The organism is Tessaracoccus yangjingae (genome assembly GCF_055326235.1).
Genome location: NZ_JBUZNN010000002.1, coordinates 280,652 through 304,043 on the forward strand (window position 1 = coordinate 280,652; position 23,392 = coordinate 304,043).

The window sequence follows — 23,392 nt, forward strand, 5'->3', positions numbered from 1 at the left end:
TCGTCGGCGTTTCGTACCATTGAGGTCGCTGTGCGGCGTTGGCCGCTGAGGGGTGAATGTGAAGAAGTCTGCGAAGATCGCGATCGGCGTCGGAGTCGGGGCCGTGGTGCTGGTGGGGGGCGGCTACGTCGCCTCCTACTTCGTCGCGGGCAGCCAACTGCCGGCTCAGGCCTCGGTGGAGGGGTTCGCGATCGGCGGCCTGTCCCCGGATGAGGCCGTCGAGACGCTCCGCACCCAGTTCGCGGACGAGGCCGCCGCACCCCTCATGCTGAGCTCCGGGTCGGTCGCCGTCCCGCTGCCGGCCGCCGAGAGCGGCCTCAGCACGGACTTCGAGGCCACCGTCCGCGCGGCGGGCGGCGGCTACAGCTGGAACCCCGCGGACATCGCCCGCAACCTCGTCGGGGGTGAGGACGTGGCGCTGGTGCGCACGGTCGACGAGGCCGCCCTGACGGACGCCGTCGAGGCGGTGGCGGACAACTTCGCCGTGGAGGGCGTGGACGCCACGCTCGCGTTCACGGACGGCCAGATCGCTCGCACCGCGGCGGTGGACGCCCAGCAACTGAACGTGGACGCCACGGTGGACGCGGTCGAGACGGCCTTCCTGGCGGGGGAGGACTCTGCCCAGGCCGCCACCCGGAACGAGCCGCCCGCGGTGACCGACGCCATGGTGGACGAGGCCGTCACCGCGTACGCCACCCCCATCCTCAGCGGGCCGGTCACGCTCACCTACAAGGCCGCCAGCATGGACATCGCGCCAGCCACCATCGCGGGGGTCACCACCTTCTCGGTGACCGACGGGAAGCTCGCGCCGGTCATCGACGCCGACGCGCTGTCCGCCGTCGCGGAAGGCGCGCAGGAGGCCCTCGGCCTCAACCCCCCGAAGGACGCCGGCTACAGCTTCGCCACCGGGGTCCCGGTCGTGGTTCCCTCGGTGACCGGCGAGGTGCTGGATCCGGAGGCCTTCGTCGAGACCGTGAAGACCGCGGCCACCGCGACGGGCGCGGCCCGCACCGTCCCCGTGACCGTGACCACCCAGGAGCCCGAGTTCACCACCGCCGAGGCCCAGGCGGCCGCGCCGAAGGAGGTGATCGGGGAGTTCACCACCCGCTTCCCGCACGCCGCCTACCGCAACACGAACCTCGGCCGGGCCGCGTCGTCGGTCAACGGCACCGTGCTCCTCCCCGGCGAGATCTTCTCCCTCAACGACACGCTCGGCCCGCGCACCGCCGCCAACGGGTACGTCGACGGCTACGTCATCAACGGCGGCCGGCTCGTCAAGGAGGCGGGCGGCGGCATCTCGCAGGCCGCCACGACGCTGTACAACGCCGGGTTCTTCGCCGGCTACGAGGACATCGAGCACAAGCCCCACAGCCTCTACTTCGACCGGTACCCGGCGGGCCGCGAGTCCACCATCTACTACGGCTCGCTGGACATGCGGTTCAGGAACGACACGCAGTACCCGGCCATCATCCAGGGCATCATCACGAAGTCCACGCCTGGCAGCCGTGGAAGCCTCACGTTCAAGATCTGGTCCCAGCGCACCTACACCAAGGTGACCTCGACGGAGCCGGTGAAGTCCGGCTTCTACAGCGGCGCGGAGCGGGTTGTCACGGACACCCCGTGCGAGCCGCAGGCCCCCATCCAGGGCTTCACTGTCACCTGGCAGCGGCTCTTCTACCAGGGCTCCGAGGTGGTCAAGCGCGAGAACTACAGCTGGAAGTACAGCGCGGGGGATGCCATCACGTGCGCGGCCGCGGGCGGCTGATCGCCACGGGCTGAATCCCCCCTGCCCAGCCGGTCGCGCGGGCGGGGCCCCGGCGGGCCGTGGCACGCTAAGCTGTCATCGTCCGCCCTTGAAGGAGTGAAAAGTGACGTACATCATCGGTTTGCCCTGTGTCGATGTGAAGGACCGCGCCTGCGTCGAGGAGTGCCCGGTGGACTGCATCTACGAGGGCAATCGCATGCTCTACATCCACCCCGAGGAGTGCGTGGACTGCGGCGCCTGTGAGCCCGTGTGCCCCGTCGAGGCCATCTACTACGAGGACGACGTGCCCGAGGAGCAGGCCAAGTTCTACGACGTCAACGTCCAGTTCTTCGACGAGATCGGCTCCCCCGGTGGCGCGGCGAAGCTCGGCGTGATCGACAAGGACCACCCCATCGTCGAGGCGCTCCCGCCCCAGGGCGAGTGATGGGCCTCGGGGCCCGCCTGCCTGACTTTCCCTGGGACACGCTGAGCGACGCCAAGCGCGTCGCCACCGCCCACCCCGACGGCATCGTCGATCTCTCTGTCGGCACGCCCGTCGACCCCACGCCTCAGTTGGCGCGCGACGCGCTGGCCGCCGCGGCGGACGCCCACGGCTATCCCACGGTGTGGGGCGCACCCGCCACCAGGCGCGCCATCCTGGGTTATCTGGAGCGCCGCTGGGCCGCCGTCGCCCTGCCGGACGAGGGCGTCATGCCGGTGATCGGCACGAAGGAACTGGTGGCGTGGCTGCCCACCCTGCTCGACCTCGGGCCCTCGGACGCCGTCGTGTTCCCGGAATGCGCATACCCCACCTATGAGGTGGGTGCCCTGACGGCGAAGGCGCGGGCCGTGCCCCTCGACGACCCCTCCCGGATCCCGGCCGACGCCCGGTTGATCTGGATCAACTCCCCGGCCAATCCCACCGGCCGGATACTCGGGCTGGAGGAGATGCGCGCCTTCGTGGCCGCCGCGCGGACGTGGGGCGCGGTGCTGGCCAGCGACGAGTGCTACGGCGAGTTCGCCTGGGACGCCGAGCCCTTCTCCGTGCTGGACCCCAGGGTCAACGACGGCGACGCCACGGGCCTGCTGGTCGTGGGCTCGCTGTCCAAGCGCTCCAACGCCGCCGGCTACCGTGGAGGGTTCGTCGCCGGGGATCCCGCCGTCGTCCAGCGCCTGGTGGCGGCCCGCAAGCATCTCGGCATGATCGTGCCGGCGCCCATCCAGGCCGCGATGGTGGCCATGCTGGGGGACCAGGCCCACGTCGAGGAGCAGCGGCAGCGCTACCTCGCCCGCCGCGCCCTCCTCAAGCCCGCCCTCGAGGCGGCCGGCTTCCGGATCGAGCACTCGGAGGGCTCGCTGTACCTGTGGGCCACGCGCGGCGAGGACTGCCGCGACACCGTCGACTGGCTGGCTGAGCGCGGCATCCTCGCCGCTCCGGGTGACTTCTACGGCGCGGCCGCCGCGCGCCACGTGCGCATCGCGCTCACCGCCACCGACGAACGCGTCGCCGCGGCCGCCGCCCGCCTGTCGCACCCCGCCTAGCCCCCCGTCGCGCGGCTCCGCCGCCGTGCGTTGAGCCTGACACGGCTCTCGGTGTGGTGCGTTGAGCCTGATATCGACCTCGTCGCGGAATTCAACGTTCCAACGCTGTTTTCGGTGGTTGAGGTCGATTTCCGGCTCAAGTGGGGGTCATGACATGCGTGTCAGGCTCAAGTGTGGGCAATGAGATGCGTGTCAGGCTCAACTCCCTCCCGCAGGGAGGGCGACGGGGCCGGGTTGACACCGCGCATACCGCGTGCCTAAGGTGGGCGGGTTGTCGTCGACCGTGAGGAGGTGCATGCAGATGTTGATCACCACTGCTGCCACCGGTCGGCTGCGCGCTCTCGCCGTCGCCTGACCGGAGCCGCGCCGGGGCCCCGCCCCACCCGTGACGCCTGAGCGTCCCCTTCCTCTGATCTTCCGCGTCGACGTCCCGACGCCGTCCTCCAGGACCTCCCCATGCATGCATCGCCCCGCGGCCGGTACGACTTCCCGCCCGCAATCCCCGCCGACTCGCGCCCCGACGTGCGTTCGCCCAGCCGGTTCCTCTTCTGGCTGATGCGGTCGTACGGCTGGGTCGTGCCCGCGATGACGCTCGCCGCCTCGTCGTGGATGATCCCCGCCGCGCTGACCCCCTGGCTCCTTGGCCGGGCGATCGACGCCGGCGTGGTCAGCGGAGACCCCGCGGCCACCCTCGGGTGGGTCGCGCTGCTCCTGCTGGTCATCGTCGTCGGCGTGGTCGGCGGAATCATGTTCCACACCTTCGCGGTGCGGATGTGGCTGCTCGGTATCTACGGCGTCCAGCGCCGGGTGTCGCGGCAGGCGGTCCACCTCGGGCACGTGCTCAACCGGCGCGTCCCCACCGGCGAGGTGCTGAGCGTCGCGTCCTCGGACAGCGACCAGTTCGGCGCCACCGTCGACTCCTTCGGGCACGTCATCGCGTCTGCCGTCAGCTTCCTGCTGGCGTCGGTCCTCATGATGACCACCTCCCCGTCGCTGGGGCTCGTGGTGCTCGTCGCCACTCCGGTGCTGCTACTGGCCTCGACGCCGGTGCTGGGCCCGCTCACCCGGGCGCAGTCGGCCGAGCGCACGGAGAGCTCGTCGCTGACCACCATGGCCACCGACATCGCCACCGGCCTGCGGATCCTGCGAGGGATCGGCGGGGAGCGGACGTTCGCCCGCAACTACGAGCGGCAGTCCCAGAAGGTGCGCGCCCTCGGCGTGCGGCTCGGCACCTGGCAGGCGGTCGTCGAGGCCACCAGCATCCTGCTCTCGGGCCTGCTGCTGGTCGCGCTCGTGTACCTGGGCTCGCGCCAGATGTACGAGGGCACCCTCAGCGTGGGCCAGCTGATCAGCTTCTTCGGCTACGCGGTGTTCCTCACCACGCCCATGCAGACCTTCTTCGACTTCGCACAGAAGTGGGTGCAGGGCCTTGTGGCGGCGCAGAAGACGCTCTCCTTCCTGGGCGCGGACGTGCCCTGGAGGCCCACCGGGGCGCCCCTCGGGGACGGGCCGGTCCTGCGCGACGAGGCATCGGGGGTGGTGGTGCGGCCCGGGCGGATGCTCGGCATCGTGTCGCCGGATCCGGACGCCTCCGCGGCGCTGGCCGACCGGCTGGGGCGCTACCTGCCGGAGTCCGCCGTCGAGACGGACGACGACGAGGAGCTCACCGGCCGGGCGCGGAAGGCCGCGCGGCGGGAACGGATCGCCGAGCGGGCGCGCAAGGCCGCGGCCGACGCCGAGTTGGCGTCCCGGCCGTGGGGCGTCACCGCCGACGGGGTGGACTACTCCGAGCTCGACATGGCCGAGCTGCGCCGCCGCGTGGTGGTGTCCCACACGGGCTCGGGGCTGTTCTCCGGCACGCTGCAGACCGCCGTCGACCCGTGGGGGACCCATACCCGCGACCAGGCCGAGCGGGCGCTGGTGGTCGCCTCCGGCGAGGACATCTACGACGCCATGCCCGGCGGATGGCAGGGCAGGATCGACGAGAAGGGTCGGGGCCTGTCCGGAGGGCAGCGGCAGCGCCTCGTCCTGGCCCGCACTCTGGTGCTCGATCCCGAGACCCTGATCCTGGTCGAGCCCACGTCCGCGGTCGACGCGCACACCGAGGCCCGGATCGCCGAGCGTCTGGCCGCCCACCGGCGCGGCCGGACCACCGTCGTGGTGACGGCGTCGCCGCTGATGCTGCGCCACTGCGACGAGATCGCGGTGCTGGCCGGGGGCCGGGAGGTCGCCCGGGGCAGCCACGACGAGCTGCGCACCCACCCCGACTACCACCGCGTCATCGCGCGCGGCATGGAGGATGACGATGAGTGAACACCTGCTGGCGGAGTCCTCCGCCGAAACCTGGCGCACCGAGCCCCCCGAGCCCCGGCTCCAGGAGGGCCTGGACGTGCCCCGCGGAGCGGGACCGCGCGCCCGGTTGGCCGCGCTGGCCAGGCGGCACCACATCCGCACCGCGACCGCCCGGGCCGTGATCGCCGACGCGCGCTCGCCCGAGCACGGGTTCCCCGTGGCCACCTCGGGCCAGGCGGTCGGGTTCCTGGGCCGGATGCTCGAGGGGCATCGCCGCGCCCTGCTGGCGTGGGCCGTGGTGCTCAACGTCGGCGCGGCCGGCGCCGGGCTCGTCGCGCCGTTCATGCTGGGCCGGCTGATCGACCGGGTCACCGGCGGGCAGTTGGACCTCTCCGGTGTCACCGCTCTGGTGGCGATCATCGCCGGCGTGATCCTCGCGCAGGCCCTGCTCACGTTCGCCGCGCGGCGCGCCTCGGCCGTCCTCGGCTACGACCTGCTCGCCGCCGCCCGCGAGGAGGTGGTGCGGATCGTGCTCCGGCTGCCGCTCGGGCACGTGGAGTCCTCCGGGTCGGGTGACCTGCTCACCCGGATCACCTCGGACGTGTCGAAGATGGCCACGGCGGCGCGCTGGGCGTTCCCGACGCTCATCGTCTCCATCGTCCTCATCGGCGCCACCCTGGTGGCCATGGTCCTCAACTCGTGGCTCCTGACGCTGCCCATGCTCCTGACTGCGGTGGTCATGTGGCTGGGCGGGCGCTACTACCTGTCGCGGGCGACGGCGGGTTACATCACCGAGTCGCGCTCCTACTCCGTCATCAACGCCACCACCACGGAGACCGTGGAGGGCGCCCGCACCGTCGAGGCGCTCGCGCTCGGCGACCTCCGGGTGGCGCAACTGGACGAGGACACCGAGGTGTCCGCCCAGGCCGAGCGCTACACCATGACGCTGCGCAACATGCTCTTCGCCATGGTCGACTCGTCGTTCCAGCTGCCTCTCGTGGGGGTGGTGCTGCTCGGCACCTGGGGCCATGCGGAGGGGTTGGTCACCATCGGCCAGATCACGACGGCGGCGCTCTACGTCTCGCAGCTGCAGGGGCCGCTGGACCGCGTCATCGCGGTGCTGGATCACCTGCAGCTCGGCATCGTCTCGACCGCGCGCCTCATCGGCGTGGCCCAGGTGGAGGACGATCGCACCCCGGGCGACGGACAGCCGGAGGGCGCCAAGCTCACGGGCAGCGGCCTGCGGTTCGGCTACCGGGAGGGCGTCGACGTGCTCCACGGGGTGGACGTGGACCTCGTGCCCGGGGAGCGCCTGGCCATCGTCGGCCCCTCGGGGTCCGGCAAGTCGACCCTCGGGCGGCTCGTCGCCGGCATCAACCGGCCCCGGGTGGGCGAGGTCACCGTCGGTGGCGTCGACGTCATGGACCTCCCGCTGGACCGGCTCCGCACCGAGGTGGCCCTGGTCACGCAGGAGCATCACGTGTTCGTCGGCTCGGTCCGCGACAACGTGGTGCTCGCGCGCGAGACCACCGCCTCCGACGACGAGGTGGAGCAGGCCCTGCGCGCGGTCGACGCGTGGGGGTGGGTGTCGCGGCTTCCGGGCGGGCTGCACGCGGAGCTCGGTCACGGCAAGACGCCGCTCACGCCCGCCCAGGCGCAGCAGGTGGCGCTGGCCCGGCTCATCGTGGCCGACCCGCACACCCTCGTCCTCGACGAGGCCACCTCCCTGATCGACCCGTCCTCGGCCAGGCACCTGGAGGGGTCGATGGCGGCGCTGCTCGACGGGAGGGCGGTCATCGCGATCGCCCATCGCCTGCACACCGCCCACGACGCGGACCGGATCGCGGTGGTCGAGGGCGGGCGCATCGTCGAGATCGGGTCCCACCACGAGCTCCTCGAGCTCGACGGGCAGTACGCCGACCTGTGGCGCACCTGGCGGAACTGACTCCGCCGACGGCGCGGCTCAGCCGAGCGTGAGGACCGCGGAGCCGGCTGCGGCCGGTTCCGCGGCATCGCGCCAGGCGCCGGCGGCGGCGGTCCACTCCCGGTCCCCGACGACCACGGAGGTGAGGCCGGCGGCGTAGCTGTTGGCGATCGCCAGCTGAGCGGCGGACCACAGCTGGGTCTCGTCGGCGGCCGCGACCGACCACGAGGCGCCCTCACCCGAGACGGTCACCGCTTCGCCCAGGGCCCCCAGGACCCGCTCGAACGCCGTCGGATCCGGCGTGGGGGAGTCCTCGAAGCTCAGGCAGGCGATGCCCTCGGGCCGCGACCCGCGCAGCGCGCCCGCCACCCCCGTCGCCTTCTCCACGTGCTGCCGGTACGCCTCCGGGAATCCGCTGCGCTGCACCTGCTGGGCCACGTCGTTGATGTCGCCGGTCTCCCAGCCGCTGAACTTGACCAGTTCCTCGTAGAACCTGGCCGAGGAGTACCACGGGTCCATGATCTCCTCCTCGGTGCCCCAGCCGTATGAGGGTCGCTGTTGGAAGAGGCCCAGCGAGTCCCGGTCCCCGTAGTCGAGGTTGCGCAGGTCCGACTCCTGGTAGGCCGTGGCGAGCGCGATCACGGCCGCCCGCTCGGGGAGGCCGAGCTCGACGGAGGCCGCCACGATGATGGAGGCGTTGCGAGCCTGCTCGGGCGAGAGCGCGGTGGCGCCGCCCTCGATCACGACGGTGCACTGCTCGGGCGTGAGGCGCTGGTACACGTACTCGTACGCCTTCCACCCGGCGAACGCGAGGCCGGCGAGCAGCGCCAGCGTGAGGAGGGCCGCGATGAGGCCTCGGCGCATCAGTTGGCGTGCAGCGCTGAGTTGAGCGAGACCTTCGAGCCCCGACGGTGGCGCGCGAGGACCGCCCCGCTCACCGAGTCCCGCATGAACAGCAGGTCGTCCTGGCCGGACAGCTCCCGCGCCTTGACCACCGAGCCGTCGGACAGGGTGACCTTGGTGCCGGCCGTGATGTACAGGCCGGCCTCCACCACGCAGTCGTGACCCAGCGAGATGCCCACTCCGGAGTTGGCGCCGAGCAGGCACCGCTCACCGAGGCTGATCACCTCCTGGCCGCCGCCGGAGAGAGTGCCCATGATCGAGGCGCCGCCGCCCACGTCGGTGCCGTCGGCGACCACGACGCCGGAGGAGATGCGCCCCTCGACCATCGACGTGCCGAGCGTGCCGGCGTTGAAGTTGACGAAACCCTCGTGCATGACGGTGGTGCCCTCGGCGAGGTGGGCGCCGAGCCGGACCCGGTCCGCGTCCGCGATCCGCACGCCGGTGGGGGTGACGTAGTCCACCATGCGGGGGAACTTGTCCACCCCGTAGACGGTGAGCTGCTCGCCGCGGGCGTGCAGCAGCATCCGCACCCGGTTGACGTCTGCCACCCGGACGGGCCCGCGCGTGGTCCACGCGTTGTTGGGCAGCACCCCGAAGATGCCGGTCAGGTTCAGCCCGTGCGGGGCGACCAGCCGCGCGCTGAGCAGGTGCAGGCGCAGGAAGGCGTCCTCGACCGACTCAGGCGCCTCGTCGAGATCGATCTCGACGCGCACCACCTTGGACTCCACCTGCCGGATCTCGTCGACCTGCTGGGCCTCCACCAGCAGCGACGGCGGCTCGTCGGTCACGTCCGAGCCGAGCCGCGGCTCGGGATACCAGGTGTCGAGCACGGCGCCCGTGGTGTGGACGGTGGCCAGGCCCCAGGCCCAGGCGGTGCGGGTCTCGTTGGTCATGGCGGCCAGTCTAGTGGCGGCCCAGGTAAGGGTCGCGTTACAGATCGGTGCCAGGTGCGCTTCCCGCCCCCGAGACCCAATAGCCTGTGCGCATGAGTGCGCTGTTCGACGATTACCCGCCGGGGGAGGCTTTCGACGAGATGGTCGGGCCCGAGGGGATCCGGGCCTCGGCGCGGAGCGTCGCCGAGGGCCTGGAGCGGTTGGGGATCGACGAGGTTCGGGCGCGGGCGGAGTATCTGCGCACCATCTACATCGACCAGGGCGTCACGTTCGACATCGGCGGTGAGGAGCGGCCCTTTCCGCTGGACATCGTGCCGCGGATCATGCAGGCCGACGAGTTCGCCCACGTGGAGGCGGGCAGCAAGCAGCGGGTGCGCGCCATGGACGCGTTCCTCGACGACGTATACACCGAGGGCCGCTGCTTCGCCGAGGGCGTGATCCCGAGGCACGTCGTGGCGTCGTCGCCGCACTTCCACCGCGCCATGGCGGGCTTCACCACCCCCAACGGGGTGCGCGTGCACATCGCCGGCATCGACCTGGTGCGCGGCAACGACGGCGCGTTCAGGGTGCTGGAGGACAACGTGCGCAGCCCCTCGGGCGTGTCGTACGTGATGACCAACCGTCGCGCGCTCAACGCCGCGCTGCCCGAGATCGCGGGCAAGCACCGCATCCGGCCCGTCGAGGACTATCCCTCGCAGCTGCTCAAGGCGCTGCGGGCGGCGGCGCCGTCGAGCATCGCCGATCCCACGGTGGTGGTCCTCACCCCCGGGGTGTACAACTCGGCCTACTTCGAGCACGCCATGCTGGCCCGGATGATGGGCGTGGAGCTGGTCGAGGGCCGCGACCTCGTGGCGCACGGCGGCCACGTGTCGCTGCGCACCACCCGCGGGCTGCGCCCCGTGCACGTGATCTACCGCCGGATCGACGACGAGTTCCTCGACCCGGCGGTGTTCCGGGCGGACTCCCTCATCGGCTGCGCCGGGCTCCTCAACGCGGCCAGGGCCGGCAACGTGACCATCGCCAACTCCGTGGGCAACGGGGTGGCGGACGACAAGCTGGTCTACACCTACATCCCGGACCTGATCCGCTTCTACCTCGGGGAGGAGCCCATCCTCGCCAGCGTGGACACCTGGCGGTTGGAGGAGCCGGAGGCCCGCGAGGAGGTGCTGGACCGGCTCGCCGAGCTCGTCGTCAAGCCGGTCGACGGCTCGGGCGGCAAGGGAATCGTGATCGGCCCCCGCGCCTCGCAGGAGGAGCTCGACAAGCTGCGCCGCCTCATCCTCAAGGACGCGCGCGGCTGGATCGCGCAGCCGGTGGTGCAGCTGTCGACGGTGCCCACCATGATCGACGGCGCGCTCAAGCCCCGTCACGTCGACCTGCGCCCCTTCGTGGTCAACTCCGGCAACGACAACATCTTCGTGCTCCCCGGAGGGCTCACCCGCGTCGCGCTCCCCGAGGGCGAGCTCATCGTCAACTCGTCCCAGGGCGGCGGGTCGAAGGACACCTGGGTGCTCACCTCGGGTAGGCCCGTCGCGCCGGCCATGCCCCCGGCGCCCCCACCCCGGCCCACCTCGGTGCCGATGTCGGAGCCGGTCCTCAACCGGGTCATCCGGCATCAGCACGAGCAGCAGCAACAGCAGGGCGGGGAGGGGGCATCATGCTGAGCCGCATCGCGGATTCGCTGTTCTGGATCGGCCGCTACCTGGAGCGCGCCGAGGACACCTGCCGCATCGTCGAGGTCCACCTCCACCAGCGGCTCGACGATCCCGGGGCCTACCCGGCGCAGGCGGCCAGGGACCTGATCCTGCTGATGGGGCAGGAGCCCGCGAGCGACGACCCGGACGTGTTGCAGGAGCTCTGCTACGACGAGAAGTCCCCAGTCAGCTTCCTCGCCGCCCTCGGCAGCGCCCGCGAGTCCGCCCGTCGGGCGCGTGAGACGGTGTCGACGGAGGTCTGGGAGTCGATCAACACCACTTGGCTGGCCATGCGAGGGGGGCGCCTGCAGCGGATGCGGCCCGCGTCGATGTTCAAGTTCGTGCGCGAGCGCTGCGCCGTCATCGCCGGCCTGGCCGACGGCACGATGAGCCACGACGAGGGCTGGCTGTTCCTCACGCTCGGCCGCAGCATCGAGCGCATCGACATGACGTCGCGGCTGCTCGCCACGCCGTCGCTGGTGGGCAACTCCCCGCGCGCTTGGGACCACGTGCTGAGCGGCTGCGGCGCGCACCACGCGTTCGTGCAGCGCTACGGGGCGCTGGCCTCCGATCGCGACGCGGCCGAGTTCCTCATCCTGGACCGGCTCTTCCCCCGCTCCCTCATCTACACCCTCAACACGGCGGTGGACTCGCTCACCCTGCTCGGCCCGGGCAACCAGCGCATCCGGCCCGACGACCCGGCGACGAGGCTGCTGGGGGCGGCGCGCGCCACCCTCGAGTACCTGCCCGCGGAGGAGATCCTCCTCGACCTCACGGATCAAATGGCCCGCCTCCAGGTGGTGTGCTCCGAGGCCACCCAGGCCATCTCGGCGCGCTACTTCGAGGGCTCGGCGGCAGCCGAGTGGGTGGGTGGAGCATGGTGACGACCCAGCAGAGAGGTGGCCTCCGATGAGCCAGTACCGCATCGTGCACACCACGGGCTACAACTACGGCGGCGGCGCGTCGGACTCGTTCAACGAGGCGCGCATGACCCCGCTCACCAGCCGACGTCAGCTGGTGCTGTCGTCGCGGCTCGACATCACGCCGGTGGCATGGACGCACGCCTACCGCGACTACTGGCGCACCTCCGTCGTCGCGTTCGAGATCCACGAGCGGCACTCGGACCTCAAGGTGGTGGCGACCTCCACCGTCGAGATCCACGACGTCTCCCGCGACGCGGAACCGCTGGGGTGGGCCGGGCTCGAGGATCCGGACCTGCGGGACCGCTACGTGGAGCTGCTCACCCAGACCAGTTACGTGCGGCCCCACCGCGACGTGGTGCGGATCGCGGAGCAGGTGCGGCGGACCTCGGCCACGCCGGGGGAGGCGGTGGTGGAGCTCACCCGCAGGCTGCGCGAGCACGTCTCGTACGTGCCCGGGGTCACCCAGGTGCACACGCTGGCCAGCGAGGTCTGGGAGCACGGCGCCGGCGTCTGCCAGGACATCGCGCACCTGACGCTCGGCGCCCTGCGCTGCATCGGGATCCCCGCCCGCTACGTCTCCGGCTACGTGATCCAGCTGCCGGACCCCGAGATCGGCGTGCCGATGGTGGGGGAGTCCCACGCCTGGATCCAGTACTACGACGGCGAATGGCTGGGCTTCGACCCCACCAACCAGACGGAGCCGCGCGGCTCGCACGTGGAGGTGGGCTTCGGCCGCGACTACTCCGACGTGGCCCCCCTCATGGGCATCTACACCGGCTCAGGCGGCTCCGAGATGTTCGTCTCCGTCGAGATGACCCGCCTCACCTGACCGGAGCAGCCGTGAGGGCGCACTAGGCTCGGGGCATGAGCGGGTTGGCGCGGTTGATGCAGGAGATCATGGACATCGAGTCGGTCTCGGGCAATGAGCGCGCGCTGGCGGACCTGGTGGAGTCCATGCTCGCGGGGCGGCCGCACCTCGAGCTCCACCGCGACGGGGACTGCGTGGTCGCCCGCACCACCCTGGGTCGCGCCGAGCGGGTGGTCATCGCCGGCCATCTCGACACCGTCCCCGTGGCGGGCAACCTGCCCTCACGCCTGATCGGCCGCCCGGACGGCGACGTCGTCTGGGGGCGCGGGGCCAGCGACATGAAGGGCGGTGTCGCGGTGATGCTCACCCTCGCCGCCGAGATGTCCGCGCCCACCCGCGACATCACGTGGATCTTCTACGACCACGAGGAGGTGGAGGCCGCCGCCAACGGGCTGGGCAGGCTCTCCCGGAACAGGCCGGACCTGGTCGTGGCGGACTTCGCCGTGCTCATGGAGCCCACCAACGCGCAGATCGAGGGCGGCTGCCAGGGGACCATCCGCATCGACCTCACCACCACCGGCACCGCCGCCCACAGCGCGCGCGCCTGGATGGGTCACAACGCCGTCCACGACCTCGCTCCCGTGCTCGCCACGCTCGCGGACTACCGGTCCGAGGAGATCGAGGTGGAGGGGCTGGTCTACCGCGAGGGGCTCAACGCCGTCGCGATCAGCGGGGGCATGGCGGGCAACGTCATCCCCCCGTCGGCGACGATGCAGATCAACTACCGCTTCGCCCCGGACAAGTCCGTCGACCAGGCGCTCGACAGGCTGCGCGGATGGTTCCCCGGCCACGACCTCGTGGTGGCGGACGCGTCGCCGGCGGCCCGTCCCGGCCTCGACCGCCCCGCGGCGGAGCAGTTCGTGGCCGCCATCGGCGAGCCCGCCAGGCCGAAGTACGGCTGGACCGACGTGGCCCGCTTCAGCGAGCTGGGGATCCCCGCCGTCAACTACGGCCCCGGAGACCCCTCCGTGGCCCACCGCGACGACGAGTACTGTCGCGTCTCGGACCTCGACAAGTGCGCCGCCGGCCTCCGTCGCTGGCTGACCCCCGAAGGAGCCACCTCGTGACCCAACCCAAGCGGCGCGCCGGCGCCGTCGAGCTCGGCGGCGCGGAACGCACCCGCCAGCCGATGGCCGACGAGGCGCTACTGCAGCACACCCGCCGGCCGTGGAGCCATCTGGATCCCTGGCGCGTCCTGAGGATCCAGTCGGAGTTCGTCGAGGGGTTCGACGCGCTCAAGGAACTCCCGCCGGCCGTGAGCGTCTTCGGCTCCGCCCGGACGCCGTCGGACCACCCGATGTACGAGGCGGCCGTCGAGCTGGGGCGGGGATTGGTGCACCGCGGGTTCGCGGTGATCACCGGCGGCGGCCCAGGCATCATGGAGGCCGCGAACAAGGGGGCCACCGAGGCGGGCGGCCTGTCGGTGGGCCTCGGCATCGAGCTGCCGCACGAGCAGGGCATGAACGAGCACATCTCGCTGGGCGTCAACTTCCGCTACTTCTTCGCCCGCAAGACGATGTTCCTCAAGTACAGCCAGGGCTTCATCACCATGCCGGGCGGGTTCGGGACGCTCGACGAACTCTTCGAGGCGCTCACGCTGATCCAGACGGGCAAGGTGAAGAACTTCCCGATGGTGCTGTTCGGCGCCCACCACTGGGGCCCGCTCATGGACTGGGTGCGCGACACCATGGCCGAGCACAACTTCATCTCCAAGGCGGACCTGAGCCTGGTCACGGTCACCGACGACGTCGACGAGGCGCTGGACGCCATGGGCCTCCCAGGCCAGTTCGAGAGCTGAGCCATGTGGATCGCCATCGTCGCCGTCGCCATCGTGGTGTTGGGCCTGGCCGCCTTCGCCGGGATGGGCAGGCTGGGGGAGATGCCCGCGGATCCGGTGATCGACCGCCCTCGCGGGCGGGTGCCCGAGGGCCCCGTCACCCGCGAGTTCCTCGCCCGGGCCGTGCTTCCGACGGCGTGGAGTGGCTATGCCCGAGACCAGGTTGACCGGTATCTGGCGGCGGTGGCGGACGGGGAGGCCGCGCCGCCGTCGGAGACGCTGTTCGACGTGGTGCGGCGCGGGTATGACATGCAGGTGGTCGACGAGCTGCTGCTCCGGCCCGGGTACGAGCGCCCCAAGGCCGCGGAGGCCCCGCCCGAGGAGTTGTCAAGCCCGCTCTGATCGGCGCCGATTCGCACCCATGCGGGCAACTGCTTGGTGCGATGCGGAATAATAGGGCCAGTCCACAGTTCGAGCACAGAGAATGAGGGTGGCAGATGGCAGCGATGAAGCCCCGCACGGGCGACGGCCCGATGGAGGTCACGAAGGAGGGACGCGGCATCGTGATGCGCGTCCCCGTCGACGGGGGCGGACGCCTCGTCGTCGAGATGAATGCAACCGAGGCCACAGACCTGCTGAACGCCCTCAAGGGCGTCGTCGGCTGAATCCACCAGCGCACCACGTGAAAGAGGAGGGCCGCCCCACCGGGGCGGCCCTCCTCTTTCGTCCGTGATCACCCGCGGGCGCCGATGGCCCTCTCGTAGACCGCCACGGTCTCCTGCGCGATCTTGGCCCAGGAGAACTCGTCGATGCAGCGCTGCCGCCCGGCGAGGCCGAAGCGTTCGGCGAGCTGGGGGTCCCGGGTCAGCCTGTTGACCTTCTCGGCGAAGTCCGACTCGAACGCCCTGACGAACGCGGGATCGCCGGCCTGCGCGGGGTCGTAGGCCACCAGCAGGCCGGTCTCGCCGTCGTTGACCACCTCGGGGATCCCGCCGACGGCGCTGGCCACCACGGGGGTCTCGCAGGCCATCGCCTCCAGGTTGACGATGCCCAGCGGCTCGTAGACCGACGGGCAGGCGAACACGGTGGCGTGGGTGAGCACCTGCCGCACCGACGCGCGGGGGAGCATCTCCTGCACCCAGATGACGGGGGCGCTGCGCTGAGCCTGCAGGGCCGCGAACGCGCCCTCGAACTCCGCCGCGATCTCGGGGGTGTCCGGGGCGCCGGCCAGCAGCACGACCTGTGTGTCCGGGTCGAACTCGGCCGCCGCGCGGACGAGATGTACGAGGCCCTTCTGGCGGGTGATCCTGCCGACGAACACCACCGAGGGCCGGGCCGGATCCACGCCCAGGCCGGTCACCACGTCGGTGGCGCGGTCAGGCTTGAACTCCTCGGGGTCGATGCCGTTCTTCACCACGTGCACCTTGGCCGGGTCCAGGGCGGGGTAGCTCTCGAGCACGTCGCGGCGCATGCCCTCGCTGACCGAGATCACGGCGTCGGCCGCCTCGTAGGCGGTCTTCTCCGCCCAGGACGAGACGCGGTACCCGCCGCCGAGCTGCTCGGCCTTCCAGGGGCGGTGCGGCTCGAGCGAGTGCGACGTCACCACGTGCGGGATGTCACGCATCAGGCCGCCGAGGTGGCCGGCCATGTTGGCGTACCACGTGTGGGAGTGGATGATGTCCACCTCGCCGATGGCGGCCGCCATCGACAGGTCGGCACCCAGCACGCGCAGCGCCGCGTTGGCGCCGGGCGGGAAGTCCTCGGCGTGCGCCGTCGCGCCGTCGCGCGGCTCGCCCATGCAGTGCACCTCGACGTCGATCAGCTTGCGCAGCTGGGGCACCAGTTGGGCCACGTGGACGCCGGCTCCGCCGTAGATCGTCGGGGGATATTCGCGGGTCAGGAGGGACAGCTTCATGGTCATGACCGCATCGTGTCACACCAGGTTGCGACACGTGGTGGTCATTTGGTGGATTTCCTTGTCGGCGACCTCGGTTTGGCAATAGGTTCAAGCCATGGCTGCTCGTCCCAAAGTCCTGTCCATAGTCCTTGCCGGCGGCGAGGGTAAGCGGCTGATGCCGCTCACTGCGGACCGGGCCAAGCCGGCCGTGCCCTTCGGGGGCACCTACCGGCTCATCGACTTCGTCCTCTCGAACCTCGCCAACTCCAACCTTCGGCAGATCGCGGTGCTGACGCAGTACAAGTCGCACTCGCTGGACCGCCACATCTCGAAGACCTGGCGGTTCTCGACGATGCTCGGCAACTACGTGGCCCCGGTGCCGGCGCAGCAGCGGCTCGGACCCCGGTGGTACCAGGGCAGCGCGGACGCCATCTACCAGTCGCTCAACCTGATCAGGGACGACGATCCTGACTACGTCGTGGTGTTCGGCGCGGACAACATCTACCGCATGGACATCGGGCAGATGATCGACGCCCACATCGACTCGGGGCTCTCCGCCACCGTCGCGGGCATCCGGGTGCCGCGCAGCGAGGCGTCGGCCTTCGGCATCATCGACGCGGCGGCGGACAAGAAGATCAAGAGCTTCCTCGAGAAGCCCGCCGATCCTCCCGGGCTTCCAGACTCGCCGGACGAGTCGTTCGCGTCCATGGGCAACTACGTGTTCACCCGCTCGGCCCTAGTCGAGGCGCTGCGCGCCGACGCTGAGGACCCGACGGCGCGCCACGACATGGGCGGCGACATCATCCCCTGGTTCACGGCCCAGGGCCAGTCCCAGGTCTACGACTTCAAGGACAACGTGGTGCCGGGCGCCACCGAGAAGGACATCAACTACTGGCGGGACGTGGGGACCATCGACGCGTTCCACGAGGCCCACATGGACCTCGTGAGCGTGGAGCCCGAGTTCAACCTGTACAACTACGACTGGCCCATCTGGACGGATCAGGTCCAGGCGCCGGGTGCCAAGTTCGTGATCCGGGGCCGCGCCGAGGACTCGATCGTCAACGCCGGCTGCATCATCTCCGGCGGCGAGGTGGACCGCACGGTGCTGAGCCCCAACGTCAAGGTGGACAAGTGGGCCCAGGTCTCGGAGTCCGTGTTGATGGACTCGGTGCAGATCGGCAAGAACGCCGTGGTGCGCCGGGCCATCCTGGACAAGCACGCCGTGGTGCCCGACGGTGTTCAGATCGGCGTCGACCAGGACCACGACCGCGCCCGCGGGCTGGCGGTCTCCGACACCGGGATCACCGTGGTCGGCAAGGACGTGGTGGTCCCCCGGGACTGAGAGCGGGGGGCCTCCTGGTCAGTCCTTGACCGCCACCAGGAGGCCGTTGCCGACGGCCAGCAGGGTCTGCGTGTAGGACTCGCTGGCCGTCACCGCGTCCAGGGCCTCACGGATGATGATCGACTCGTCGGACTCGTTGTCCTCGTCTGCCACCTCGTTGTGCCACAGCGCGTCGTTGACGATGAGCATCCCGCCGTGGCGCAGCAGCCGCAGCGCCCCGGCCACGTACTCCACGTACTCCAGCTTGTCCCCGTTGATGAACACCACGTCGTAGGCGCCGTCGCGCAGCTTCGGCATGATCTCGATGGGCGAGCCGGCGATGAGCCGGAACCGCGACGACGAGAAGCCCGCGGCGTTGAAGAACTTGCGCGCGGGAAGCTGGTTGTCGGCCTCCACGTCGATGGACGTCAGCACCCCGTCGGGGCCCATGGCGCTGAGGAAGGCGAGCCCCGAGCCCCCCATCACGGTGCCGATCTCGACGACGGCGCGCGCGTCGATGGCCCGGGTGAGCACCCGCAGCGTGGCGAGGACGCCCTGCGACACCGGCACCAGCCCGGCGATGGTGGCCTCGTCCCTGGCCTCGGAGATCTCCGCGGTGGGCGGCACGTGGTCCTCCGCGTACTCCCAGCTGGCGGCGGTGGGCGGTTCGGGGTGGCTGGCAGGCGTGTTCACACGCTCAGCCTAGTGGCCAGTAGGATGACGCGCATGAGTCACGTCGTCAACGCGGAGGTCGCCGCCACTGTCCTCTCGGTCTCGGTCGAGGCAGGGCAGAAGGTGCAGGCCGAGGACGCGGTCGTCATGCTCGAAACCCTGAAGATGGAGATCCCGGTGCTTGCCGGGGTGTCCGGGACCGTCACAGAGGTCGTCGTCGCGGTGGGAGACGCCGTCCACGAGGACGACCCGCTCGTGATCATCGCGGAGGACTGATGACAGACGACGACATGCAGCCCGTCTTCGGGCGCGTCCTGACCGCGATGGTGACCCCCTTCACGGCGGACGGCTCGGAGGTGGACTACGCGCAGGTCGCGCGCCTGGCCGCGCACCTCGTCGACGACCTCGGCAACGACGGCCTCGTGGTGAACGGGACGACCGGGGAGTCGCCCACCACCACGGACAAGGAGAAGCGCGCGGTGCTGGACGCCGTCGTCACCGCAGTGGGGGACCGCGCCAGCGTCATCGCGGGCGTGGGGACCTTCTCCACCGCCCACTCCATCGAGCTGGCCGAACAGGCCGCGTCCGTCGGCGTCGACGGCCTGCTCGTGGTCACGCCGTACTACTCCCGGCCCCCGGCGGACGCGCTCGAGGCGCACTTCGTCGCGGTGGCGGACTCGACGGACCTGCCCGTCATGCTCTACGACATCCCGCACCGCGCCGGCATCCCCATCCCGGAGGACATGCTGATCCGGCTGGACGCCCACCCGCGCATCCGCGCCGTGAAGGACGCCAAGGGCAACGTGGTGTCGTCGTCGACGGTGCTGTCGCGCACCAACCTCGCCTACTACGCCGGCGACGACGCGTTCCTGCTGCCGCTGCTCTCCGTGGGCGGCGCGGGCGTGGTGGGCACGTCGTCGCACTTCACCGCACCGGCCATGCGCGAGATCATCGAGCACTTCCTGGCGGGGCGGGTCGACGAGGCCATCCAGGCCAACCGGAACGCGCTCCCCGCGTTCCAGGGCGTCTTCGCCACGCAGGGCTGCATGATGGTCAAGGCCGCACTGGAGGCGCGGGGCTTCGACGCGGGCCCCTGCCGCGCTCCGATGGGGCGCGTCGCGGACGACGTGCTGCAGCGCTACCTCACTCTCCTGACGGATCTCGGCTTCGAGGCGTAGGCCAACACACCTGGGGAACAAACCGGCTCTCCCGCACGTTGACTCTGAAAGAGTCGGCCGCACGACCGACTCACAGGTTGCCCACAGGTTGACCTGCGATGCTTGTCCCATGGAAAGGCGTTCGATGTTCAGAGGCACCAAGGCGGCCAAGGCCGGCCAGGAGCCCCAGTGGATCGCGCCCACCTGGCAGGAGCTCGTGCGGGACCATTCGGCGCAGGTGTACCGCCTGGCCTACCGGCTCACGGGAAACCAGTACGACGCAGAGGACCTGACGCAGGACGTCTTCGTCCGGGTGTTCAAGTCCATCCACACGTTCCAGCCGGGCACCCTCGAGGGGTGGCTGCACCGCATCACCACCAACCTGTTCCTTGACCAGGCGCGCCGCCGCCAGCGCATCAAGATGGACGCCCTCAGCGTGGCGCCCGAGCATGTGTGGGGCGCGGCCACGGGCCCGGCCGAGTTGCGCGACGATTCCGAGCTGGACGCCGACGTGTCCGAGGCGCTGCGCTCGCTCAGCCCGGAGCAGCGCGTGGCCGTCGTGCTCTGTGACATCGAGGGCATGAGCTACGAGGAGATCGCCAAGGTGCTCGACATCAAGCTCGGCACCGTCCGCAGCCGCATCGCCCGGGGGCGTGCGGCGCTGCGTGACTCCCTCGCCCACCGCGCCCCCAGCGAAGGCCGCAGCAGGTACCTCGGAGTCTCCTGAGCCCCGTGCGCCACTGTGAACGCTTCCGCCCGGACCTGTCGGCCTTCGCCGACGGAACGCTCCCGCCCCGGCGCTGGGAGCAGGTCAGCTACCACCTCGCGGGCTGCCAGAGCTGCCGCGACGACGTGGCGGCCATCTCCAAGGTGTGCACCACGCTCAGCAGCTGCAGCAGGTCCTCGGCCCCGGAGTCGCTGACCGCCAAGCTGGAGTCGATCGCGGGCGAGCACGCCGAGGCCCCGCTCTACATGGCCTCGGGTCCGGGGGACCTCCCCTCCGCGCGCCGCCGTCGGGCGCGCGTGGCGGCCCGGTCCGGGGCGGCGCTGCTGGCCGTGATGGTCTCCGCCGTCGTGCTCGCGGTGCTCATCGCCCCCGAGCCGGCGCGGCTCACCGACCCGGTCAAGTCCTCGCGCATGCAGTACTCCATGTCCAGCTCGGCCATCAACGCCACCGAGGCGGTGGGGGCGGTGCTCCTGGCGTACGAGCGGGGCGCGGACTTCGGCGAGTCCGTGGGCTACGAACGGCGCGCCTCCCCGCACGGTGGAACCGTGATCAGCACCGAGGCGGCGGCGGACCTGCTCCGCGCCTCCACCGAGTCGGACCGGACGCTCACCGGGATCCAGCGGGTATGGGTCTCCGACGGTGAGGGAGCCTTCCACACGGCGGATGTGCGGACCACCAAGGTGGAGGGGCAGGGCGCGCAGCTCGAGGTGATGGACGCCCGCGGGGACCGGTTCAGCTCGAGCTTCCTCCCCGAGTTCGCGGCCCGCCCCGTCGCCGCGCCGAGCAGGTGGAGCTTCACGCAGGGTCACCTCCCCGAGCAGGTCGCGGGCCGGGCAGCGGTCCGCCTCGTGGCCTCCGACGACAACGGCCCCGTGGCCAGCTGGTGGATCGACGCGGCCGACGGCCTGCTGCTGTGGGCCGAACGCTACGACACCGCGGGCGAGGTGGTGATCGCCGTCGGCTACACGCAGCTCACCCTGGGCACCGCCCAGTTCCGCGAGGACGCGTTCACCCAGCTGATCGCACTGCAGCCGGCCACCTCGAGCGGGACCTCGGGGTGGTGCGTGGGCCTGCCGGCCTGTCCGCAGGAGATGGGCGGCCTGCCGCTGGTGGCCTACTCCTCGTCCGAGCGCGACGGCGCCACGTCGATGAACCTGGTCTACTCGGACGGGATCGAGACGGCCGTGGTGGGCTGGGCCCAGGGCGTCCTCGGCGACGACGTCACCTCGCGCACCGACAGCGCCGCGGGGCTCCCCACCGTGAGCGTGTGGCAGTCCGGCCCTGCGGTGGTGTCGGTGGCCACGAACGGCACTCCCGAGCTTCTCGCCGCCATCGCCCGCGAGCTGCCAGGCGAGGAGGCCTGGGCCCCGTCGCTGCTGGACCGCGCCAAGGCCGGTTTCGCCAGGCTCGCCGGCGTGAACTGACCCCGGAACCAGAGACGGTACCCTAGCCCTGTGTTCGGCATCGACGCGATAGACCTCGTCATCATCCTCGTGCTGGCCGTCGTCATGTTCGGGCCCGAGAGGCTGCCCGAGTATTCGCGGAAGGCCGCACGGGTCTTCGTGTACCTGCGCGACATCGCCAACAGCGCCAAGGGGACGCTGCGCACCGAGCTGGGGCCCGAGTACTCGGACCTGGAGCTGCGGGACCTGCACCCGAAGGCGTTCATCGCCAAGCAGCTGCGCGAGGAGGTCGCGCTCATCGACGAGGCCAAGCGCGAGCTTCAGGACGCCCAGGCGTCGCTCAAGCAGTCCACGCGCGAGGTGGAGGAGCAGGCCGGCGAGGCCATCGACGCGGCCAACGCCAAGACCGCGCTCCCGGCGCCGATCGAGAGCTCCCCGTTCGACGCCGAGGCCACCTGAAAGCTCAGGTGGAGAGCGGCAGGCGGGTGCCGACCAGGCCCCGCTTCCGCGCGGCCACCTCGTCGGCGAGCCGCACCATGGCCTGTGCGGCCGGATGCTCCGGGTGGGTCTCCACCAGCGGGCGGCCCGTGTCGCCGCCGGCCAGGAGCGTCGCGTCGAACGGGATCTGCGCCAGCAGCGGCACCTCGTAGACCAGGCGGTCAGTGAGCGCCTCAGCGACCAGGACCCCGCCGCCGGAGCCGAACAGCTCCAGCCTGTGGGACCCGGCGCAGTGCGGGCACACCGTCTCCATCCAGCTCATGTTCTCCACCACGCCCAGCACCCGCTGCTCCATGATGTGCGCCATGGTGCCTGCGCGCTCGGCCACCTCGGACGCGGCCGACTGCGGGGTGGTGACCACGATCACCTCGGAGGTGGGGATCTTCTGGCCCAGCGACATCGCCACGTCGCCCGTGCCGGGAGGCAGGTCGAGCAGCAGGTAGTCGAGGTCGCCCCAGTACACGTCTGCCAGGAGCTGGGTGAGGGCGCGGTCCAGGATGGGTCCACGCCAGGCCACCACCTGGTCCCGGGAGGGCTTGAGCATGCCGATCGAGATCACCTTGAGGCCGCCGATGGCGGGGACCGGCAGGATCATGTCGTCGACGACGGTGGGGCGCGCATCCCCCAGGCCGAGCAGGTCCGGGATGGAGTGGCCGTAGATGTCGGCGTCCAGGATGCCGACGGAGCGTCCCTGCGCGGCCAGGGCCAGCGCAAGGTTGACGGTCACCGACGACTTGCCCACGCCGCCCTTCCCTGAGGCGATGGCCAGCACGCGCGTGAGGTTGCCGGGCTGCGAGAACGGGATCACGCGTTGCTGCTGGCCGCCGCGCAGCATGGTGCGCATCGCCTCGCGCTGCTCGTCGCTCATGACGCCCAACTCCACGCCCACCGCGCTCACGCCCTCGACCGCGGCCACGGCCGCCGTCACGCGGGTGGTGATCTCGGAGCGCATGGGGCAGCCGGACACCGTCAGCAGCACGCGGACCTGCACGGCGCCGTCGTCGGAGACGAGGATCTCGTCCACCATGCCGAGGTCGGTGATCGGCCGTCGGATCTCCGGGTCCTCCACGGTGTGCAGGGCGGCGCGGACGTGGGGGAGCAGGGGGTGTTCGGTCACGATGTCCTTGACTTTCGATGGGCTCTGGCGCCCCTAGTCT

At 71.1% G+C, this 23,392-nt stretch carries 23 protein-coding genes; 18 read left to right on the forward strand and 5 right to left on the reverse strand.

Annotated features, from left to right (window positions below; translation table 11 throughout):
- Positions 1 to 58 precede the first annotated feature (58 nt).
- The 5 genes from ACZK5D_RS04180 to ACZK5D_RS04200 all read left to right on the forward strand — a co-directional run bounded on the left by ACZK5D_RS04180 (position 59) and on the right by ACZK5D_RS04200 (position 7,523).
- On the forward strand, positions 59 to 1,765 hold the full coding sequence (locus ACZK5D_RS04180; RefSeq protein ID WP_463664374.1) for a VanW family protein: 1,707 nt from the start codon (positions 59 to 61) through the stop codon (positions 1,763 to 1,765).
- Positions 1,766 to 1,868: 103 nt separating this feature from the next.
- A complete protein-coding gene (gene fdxA / locus ACZK5D_RS04185; protein ID WP_458996280.1) occupies positions 1,869 to 2,189 on the forward strand; it encodes a ferredoxin in 321 nt (106 codons plus the stop codon).
- Positions 2,189 to 3,286, forward strand: a complete 1,098-nt coding sequence (gene dapC, locus ACZK5D_RS04190) for a succinyldiaminopimelate transaminase (RefSeq protein WP_463664375.1) — start codon at positions 2,189 to 2,191, stop codon at positions 3,284 to 3,286. Before fdxA ends, dapC begins: the two co-directional genes overlap by 1 nt.
- Positions 3,287 to 3,742: 456 nt before the next feature.
- Positions 3,743 to 5,599 carry an ABC transporter transmembrane domain-containing protein gene (locus tag ACZK5D_RS04195; protein ID WP_463664376.1) on the forward strand — a complete coding sequence of 619 codons (1,857 nt, stop codon included), beginning with the start codon at positions 3,743 to 3,745 and terminating at the stop codon, positions 5,597 to 5,599.
- Positions 5,592 to 7,523: an ABC transporter ATP-binding protein gene (locus ACZK5D_RS04200; RefSeq protein WP_463664377.1), complete on the forward strand. Its 1,932-nt coding sequence runs from the start codon at positions 5,592 to 5,594 to the stop codon at positions 7,521 to 7,523. The genes ACZK5D_RS04195 and ACZK5D_RS04200 overlap by 8 nt, the downstream gene beginning before the upstream one ends.
- An 18-nt stretch (positions 7,524 to 7,541) precedes the next feature.
- On the opposite strand, the gene ACZK5D_RS04205 is transcribed toward ACZK5D_RS04200, so the two are convergent.
- Both ACZK5D_RS04205 and dapD read right to left on the reverse strand, forming a co-directional pair.
- A complete protein-coding gene (locus ACZK5D_RS04205; RefSeq protein ID WP_463664378.1) occupies positions 7,542 to 8,366 on the reverse strand; it encodes a hypothetical protein in 825 nt (274 codons plus the stop codon).
- The gene (gene dapD / locus ACZK5D_RS04210; RefSeq protein WP_458996285.1) at positions 8,366 to 9,298 is read right to left on the reverse strand and encodes a 2,3,4,5-tetrahydropyridine-2,6-dicarboxylate N-succinyltransferase; all 933 of its coding nucleotides are present in this window, start codon (positions 9,296 to 9,298) and stop codon (positions 8,366 to 8,368) included. Before dapD ends, ACZK5D_RS04205 begins: the two co-directional genes overlap by 1 nt.
- Before the next feature lie 92 nt (positions 9,299 to 9,390).
- On the opposite strand from dapD, the gene ACZK5D_RS04215 reads away from it, so the two are divergent.
- From ACZK5D_RS04215 to ACZK5D_RS04245, 7 genes are all read left to right on the forward strand, one after another.
- Positions 9,391 to 10,962 carry a circularly permuted type 2 ATP-grasp protein gene (locus ACZK5D_RS04215; protein WP_463664379.1) on the forward strand — a complete coding sequence of 524 codons (1,572 nt, stop codon included), beginning with the start codon at positions 9,391 to 9,393 and terminating at the stop codon, positions 10,960 to 10,962.
- Positions 10,956 to 11,876: an alpha-E domain-containing protein gene (locus ACZK5D_RS04220; protein WP_463664380.1), complete on the forward strand. Its 921-nt coding sequence runs from the start codon at positions 10,956 to 10,958 to the stop codon at positions 11,874 to 11,876. The genes ACZK5D_RS04215 and ACZK5D_RS04220 overlap by 7 nt, the downstream gene beginning before the upstream one ends.
- 25 nt (positions 11,877 to 11,901) lie before the next feature.
- Positions 11,902 to 12,744, forward strand: coding sequence for a transglutaminase family protein (locus ACZK5D_RS04225; RefSeq protein WP_458996288.1), 843 nt, complete (start codon positions 11,902 to 11,904; stop codon positions 12,742 to 12,744).
- Between the two features lie 35 nt (positions 12,745 to 12,779).
- Positions 12,780 to 13,850 carry a succinyl-diaminopimelate desuccinylase gene (gene dapE / locus ACZK5D_RS04230; protein WP_463664381.1) on the forward strand — a complete coding sequence of 357 codons (1,071 nt, stop codon included), beginning with the start codon at positions 12,780 to 12,782 and terminating at the stop codon, positions 13,848 to 13,850.
- Positions 13,847 to 14,581: an LOG family protein gene (locus tag ACZK5D_RS04235; RefSeq protein WP_463664382.1), complete on the forward strand. Its 735-nt coding sequence runs from the start codon at positions 13,847 to 13,849 to the stop codon at positions 14,579 to 14,581. Before dapE ends, ACZK5D_RS04235 begins: the two co-directional genes overlap by 4 nt.
- 3 nt (positions 14,582 to 14,584) lie before the next feature.
- Positions 14,585 to 14,962, forward strand: a complete 378-nt coding sequence (locus ACZK5D_RS04240; protein ID WP_458996291.1) for a hypothetical protein — start codon at positions 14,585 to 14,587, stop codon at positions 14,960 to 14,962.
- Between the two features lie 95 nt (positions 14,963 to 15,057).
- Complete coding sequence (locus ACZK5D_RS04245) at positions 15,058 to 15,225, forward strand: DUF3117 domain-containing protein (protein WP_077342854.1); 168 nt, start codon at positions 15,058 to 15,060, stop codon at positions 15,223 to 15,225.
- Positions 15,226 to 15,293: 68 nt separating this feature from the next.
- Here ACZK5D_RS04245 and glgA read toward each other — a convergent pair whose 3' ends face one another.
- A complete protein-coding gene (gene glgA / locus ACZK5D_RS04250) occupies positions 15,294 to 16,475 on the reverse strand; it encodes a glycogen synthase (protein ID WP_458996495.1) in 1,182 nt (393 codons plus the stop codon).
- Positions 16,476 to 16,572: 97 nt separating this feature from the next.
- Between glgA and glgC the strand changes: the two genes are divergently transcribed.
- Entirely contained in the window at positions 16,573 to 17,799 is a 1,227-nt protein-coding gene (gene glgC / locus ACZK5D_RS04255) for a glucose-1-phosphate adenylyltransferase (protein ID WP_458996292.1), read from the forward strand.
- Between the two features lie 18 nt (positions 17,800 to 17,817).
- Here the strand turns inward: glgC and ACZK5D_RS04260 are convergent, their stop codons facing one another.
- A complete protein-coding gene (locus ACZK5D_RS04260; RefSeq protein ID WP_458996293.1) occupies positions 17,818 to 18,471 on the reverse strand; it encodes an O-methyltransferase in 654 nt (217 codons plus the stop codon).
- A 33-nt stretch (positions 18,472 to 18,504) separates the two neighbouring features.
- On the opposite strand from ACZK5D_RS04260, the gene ACZK5D_RS04265 reads away from it, so the two are divergent.
- The 5 genes from ACZK5D_RS04265 to ACZK5D_RS04285 all read left to right on the forward strand — a co-directional run bounded on the left by ACZK5D_RS04265 (position 18,505) and on the right by ACZK5D_RS04285 (position 22,196).
- Complete coding sequence (locus ACZK5D_RS04265) at positions 18,505 to 18,726, forward strand: acyl-CoA carboxylase biotin carboxyl carrier protein subunit (RefSeq protein WP_458996294.1); 222 nt, start codon at positions 18,505 to 18,507, stop codon at positions 18,724 to 18,726.
- A complete protein-coding gene (gene dapA / locus ACZK5D_RS04270; RefSeq protein WP_463664383.1) occupies positions 18,726 to 19,628 on the forward strand; it encodes a 4-hydroxy-tetrahydrodipicolinate synthase in 903 nt (300 codons plus the stop codon). The genes ACZK5D_RS04265 and dapA overlap by 1 nt, the downstream gene beginning before the upstream one ends.
- A 124-nt stretch (positions 19,629 to 19,752) precedes the next feature.
- Positions 19,753 to 20,334 carry an RNA polymerase sigma factor SigE gene (sigE, locus tag ACZK5D_RS04275; RefSeq protein WP_463664384.1) on the forward strand — a complete coding sequence of 194 codons (582 nt, stop codon included), beginning with the start codon at positions 19,753 to 19,755 and terminating at the stop codon, positions 20,332 to 20,334.
- A 5-nt stretch (positions 20,335 to 20,339) separates the two neighbouring features.
- On the forward strand, positions 20,340 to 21,758 hold the full coding sequence (locus ACZK5D_RS04280; RefSeq protein ID WP_463664385.1) for a zf-HC2 domain-containing protein: 1,419 nt from the start codon (positions 20,340 to 20,342) through the stop codon (positions 21,756 to 21,758).
- A gap of 30 nt (positions 21,759 to 21,788) precedes the next feature.
- On the forward strand, positions 21,789 to 22,196 hold the full coding sequence (locus ACZK5D_RS04285; protein ID WP_463664386.1) for a sec-independent translocase: 408 nt from the start codon (positions 21,789 to 21,791) through the stop codon (positions 22,194 to 22,196).
- A 4-nt stretch (positions 22,197 to 22,200) separates the two neighbouring features.
- Here the strand turns inward: ACZK5D_RS04285 and ACZK5D_RS04290 are convergent, their stop codons facing one another.
- A complete protein-coding gene (locus ACZK5D_RS04290; RefSeq protein WP_463664537.1) occupies positions 22,201 to 23,355 on the reverse strand; it encodes an Mrp/NBP35 family ATP-binding protein in 1,155 nt (384 codons plus the stop codon).
- Between the last annotated feature and the right edge of the window lie 37 nt (positions 23,356 to 23,392).

Bases quoted from the DNA above. Each gene is read 5' to 3' on its own strand.
- dapC (WP_463664375.1), top strand. From the start codon at position 2,189: ATGGGCCTCGGGGCCCGCCTGCCTGACTTTCCCTGGGACACGCTGAGC.
- ACZK5D_RS04195 (WP_463664376.1), top strand. From the start codon at position 3,743: ATGCATGCATCGCCCCGCGGCCGGTACGACTTCCCGCCCGCAATCCCC.
- ACZK5D_RS04200 (WP_463664377.1), top strand. From the start codon at position 5,592: ATGAGTGAACACCTGCTGGCGGAGTCCTCCGCCGAAACCTGGCGCACC.
- ACZK5D_RS04205 (WP_463664378.1), bottom strand. From the start codon at position 8,366: ATGCGCCGAGGCCTCATCGCGGCCCTCCTCACGCTGGCGCTGCTCGCC.
- dapD (WP_458996285.1), bottom strand. From the start codon at position 9,298: ATGACCAACGAGACCCGCACCGCCTGGGCCTGGGGCCTGGCCACCGTC.
- ACZK5D_RS04215 (WP_463664379.1), top strand. From the start codon at position 9,391: ATGAGTGCGCTGTTCGACGATTACCCGCCGGGGGAGGCTTTCGACGAG.
- ACZK5D_RS04220 (WP_463664380.1), top strand. From the start codon at position 10,956: ATGCTGAGCCGCATCGCGGATTCGCTGTTCTGGATCGGCCGCTACCTG.
- ACZK5D_RS04225 (WP_458996288.1), top strand. From the start codon at position 11,902: ATGAGCCAGTACCGCATCGTGCACACCACGGGCTACAACTACGGCGGC.
- dapE (WP_463664381.1), top strand. From the start codon at position 12,780: ATGAGCGGGTTGGCGCGGTTGATGCAGGAGATCATGGACATCGAGTCG.
- ACZK5D_RS04240 (WP_458996291.1), top strand. From the start codon at position 14,585: ATGTGGATCGCCATCGTCGCCGTCGCCATCGTGGTGTTGGGCCTGGCC.
- ACZK5D_RS04245 (WP_077342854.1), top strand. From the start codon at position 15,058: ATGGCAGCGATGAAGCCCCGCACGGGCGACGGCCCGATGGAGGTCACG.
- glgA (WP_458996495.1), bottom strand. From the start codon at position 16,475: ATGAAGCTGTCCCTCCTGACCCGCGAATATCCCCCGACGATCTACGGC.
- glgC (WP_458996292.1), top strand. From the start codon at position 16,573: ATGGCTGCTCGTCCCAAAGTCCTGTCCATAGTCCTTGCCGGCGGCGAG.
- ACZK5D_RS04265 (WP_458996294.1), top strand. From the start codon at position 18,505: ATGAGTCACGTCGTCAACGCGGAGGTCGCCGCCACTGTCCTCTCGGTC.
- dapA (WP_463664383.1), top strand. From the start codon at position 18,726: ATGACAGACGACGACATGCAGCCCGTCTTCGGGCGCGTCCTGACCGCG.
- sigE (WP_463664384.1), top strand. From the start codon at position 19,753: ATGTTCAGAGGCACCAAGGCGGCCAAGGCCGGCCAGGAGCCCCAGTGG.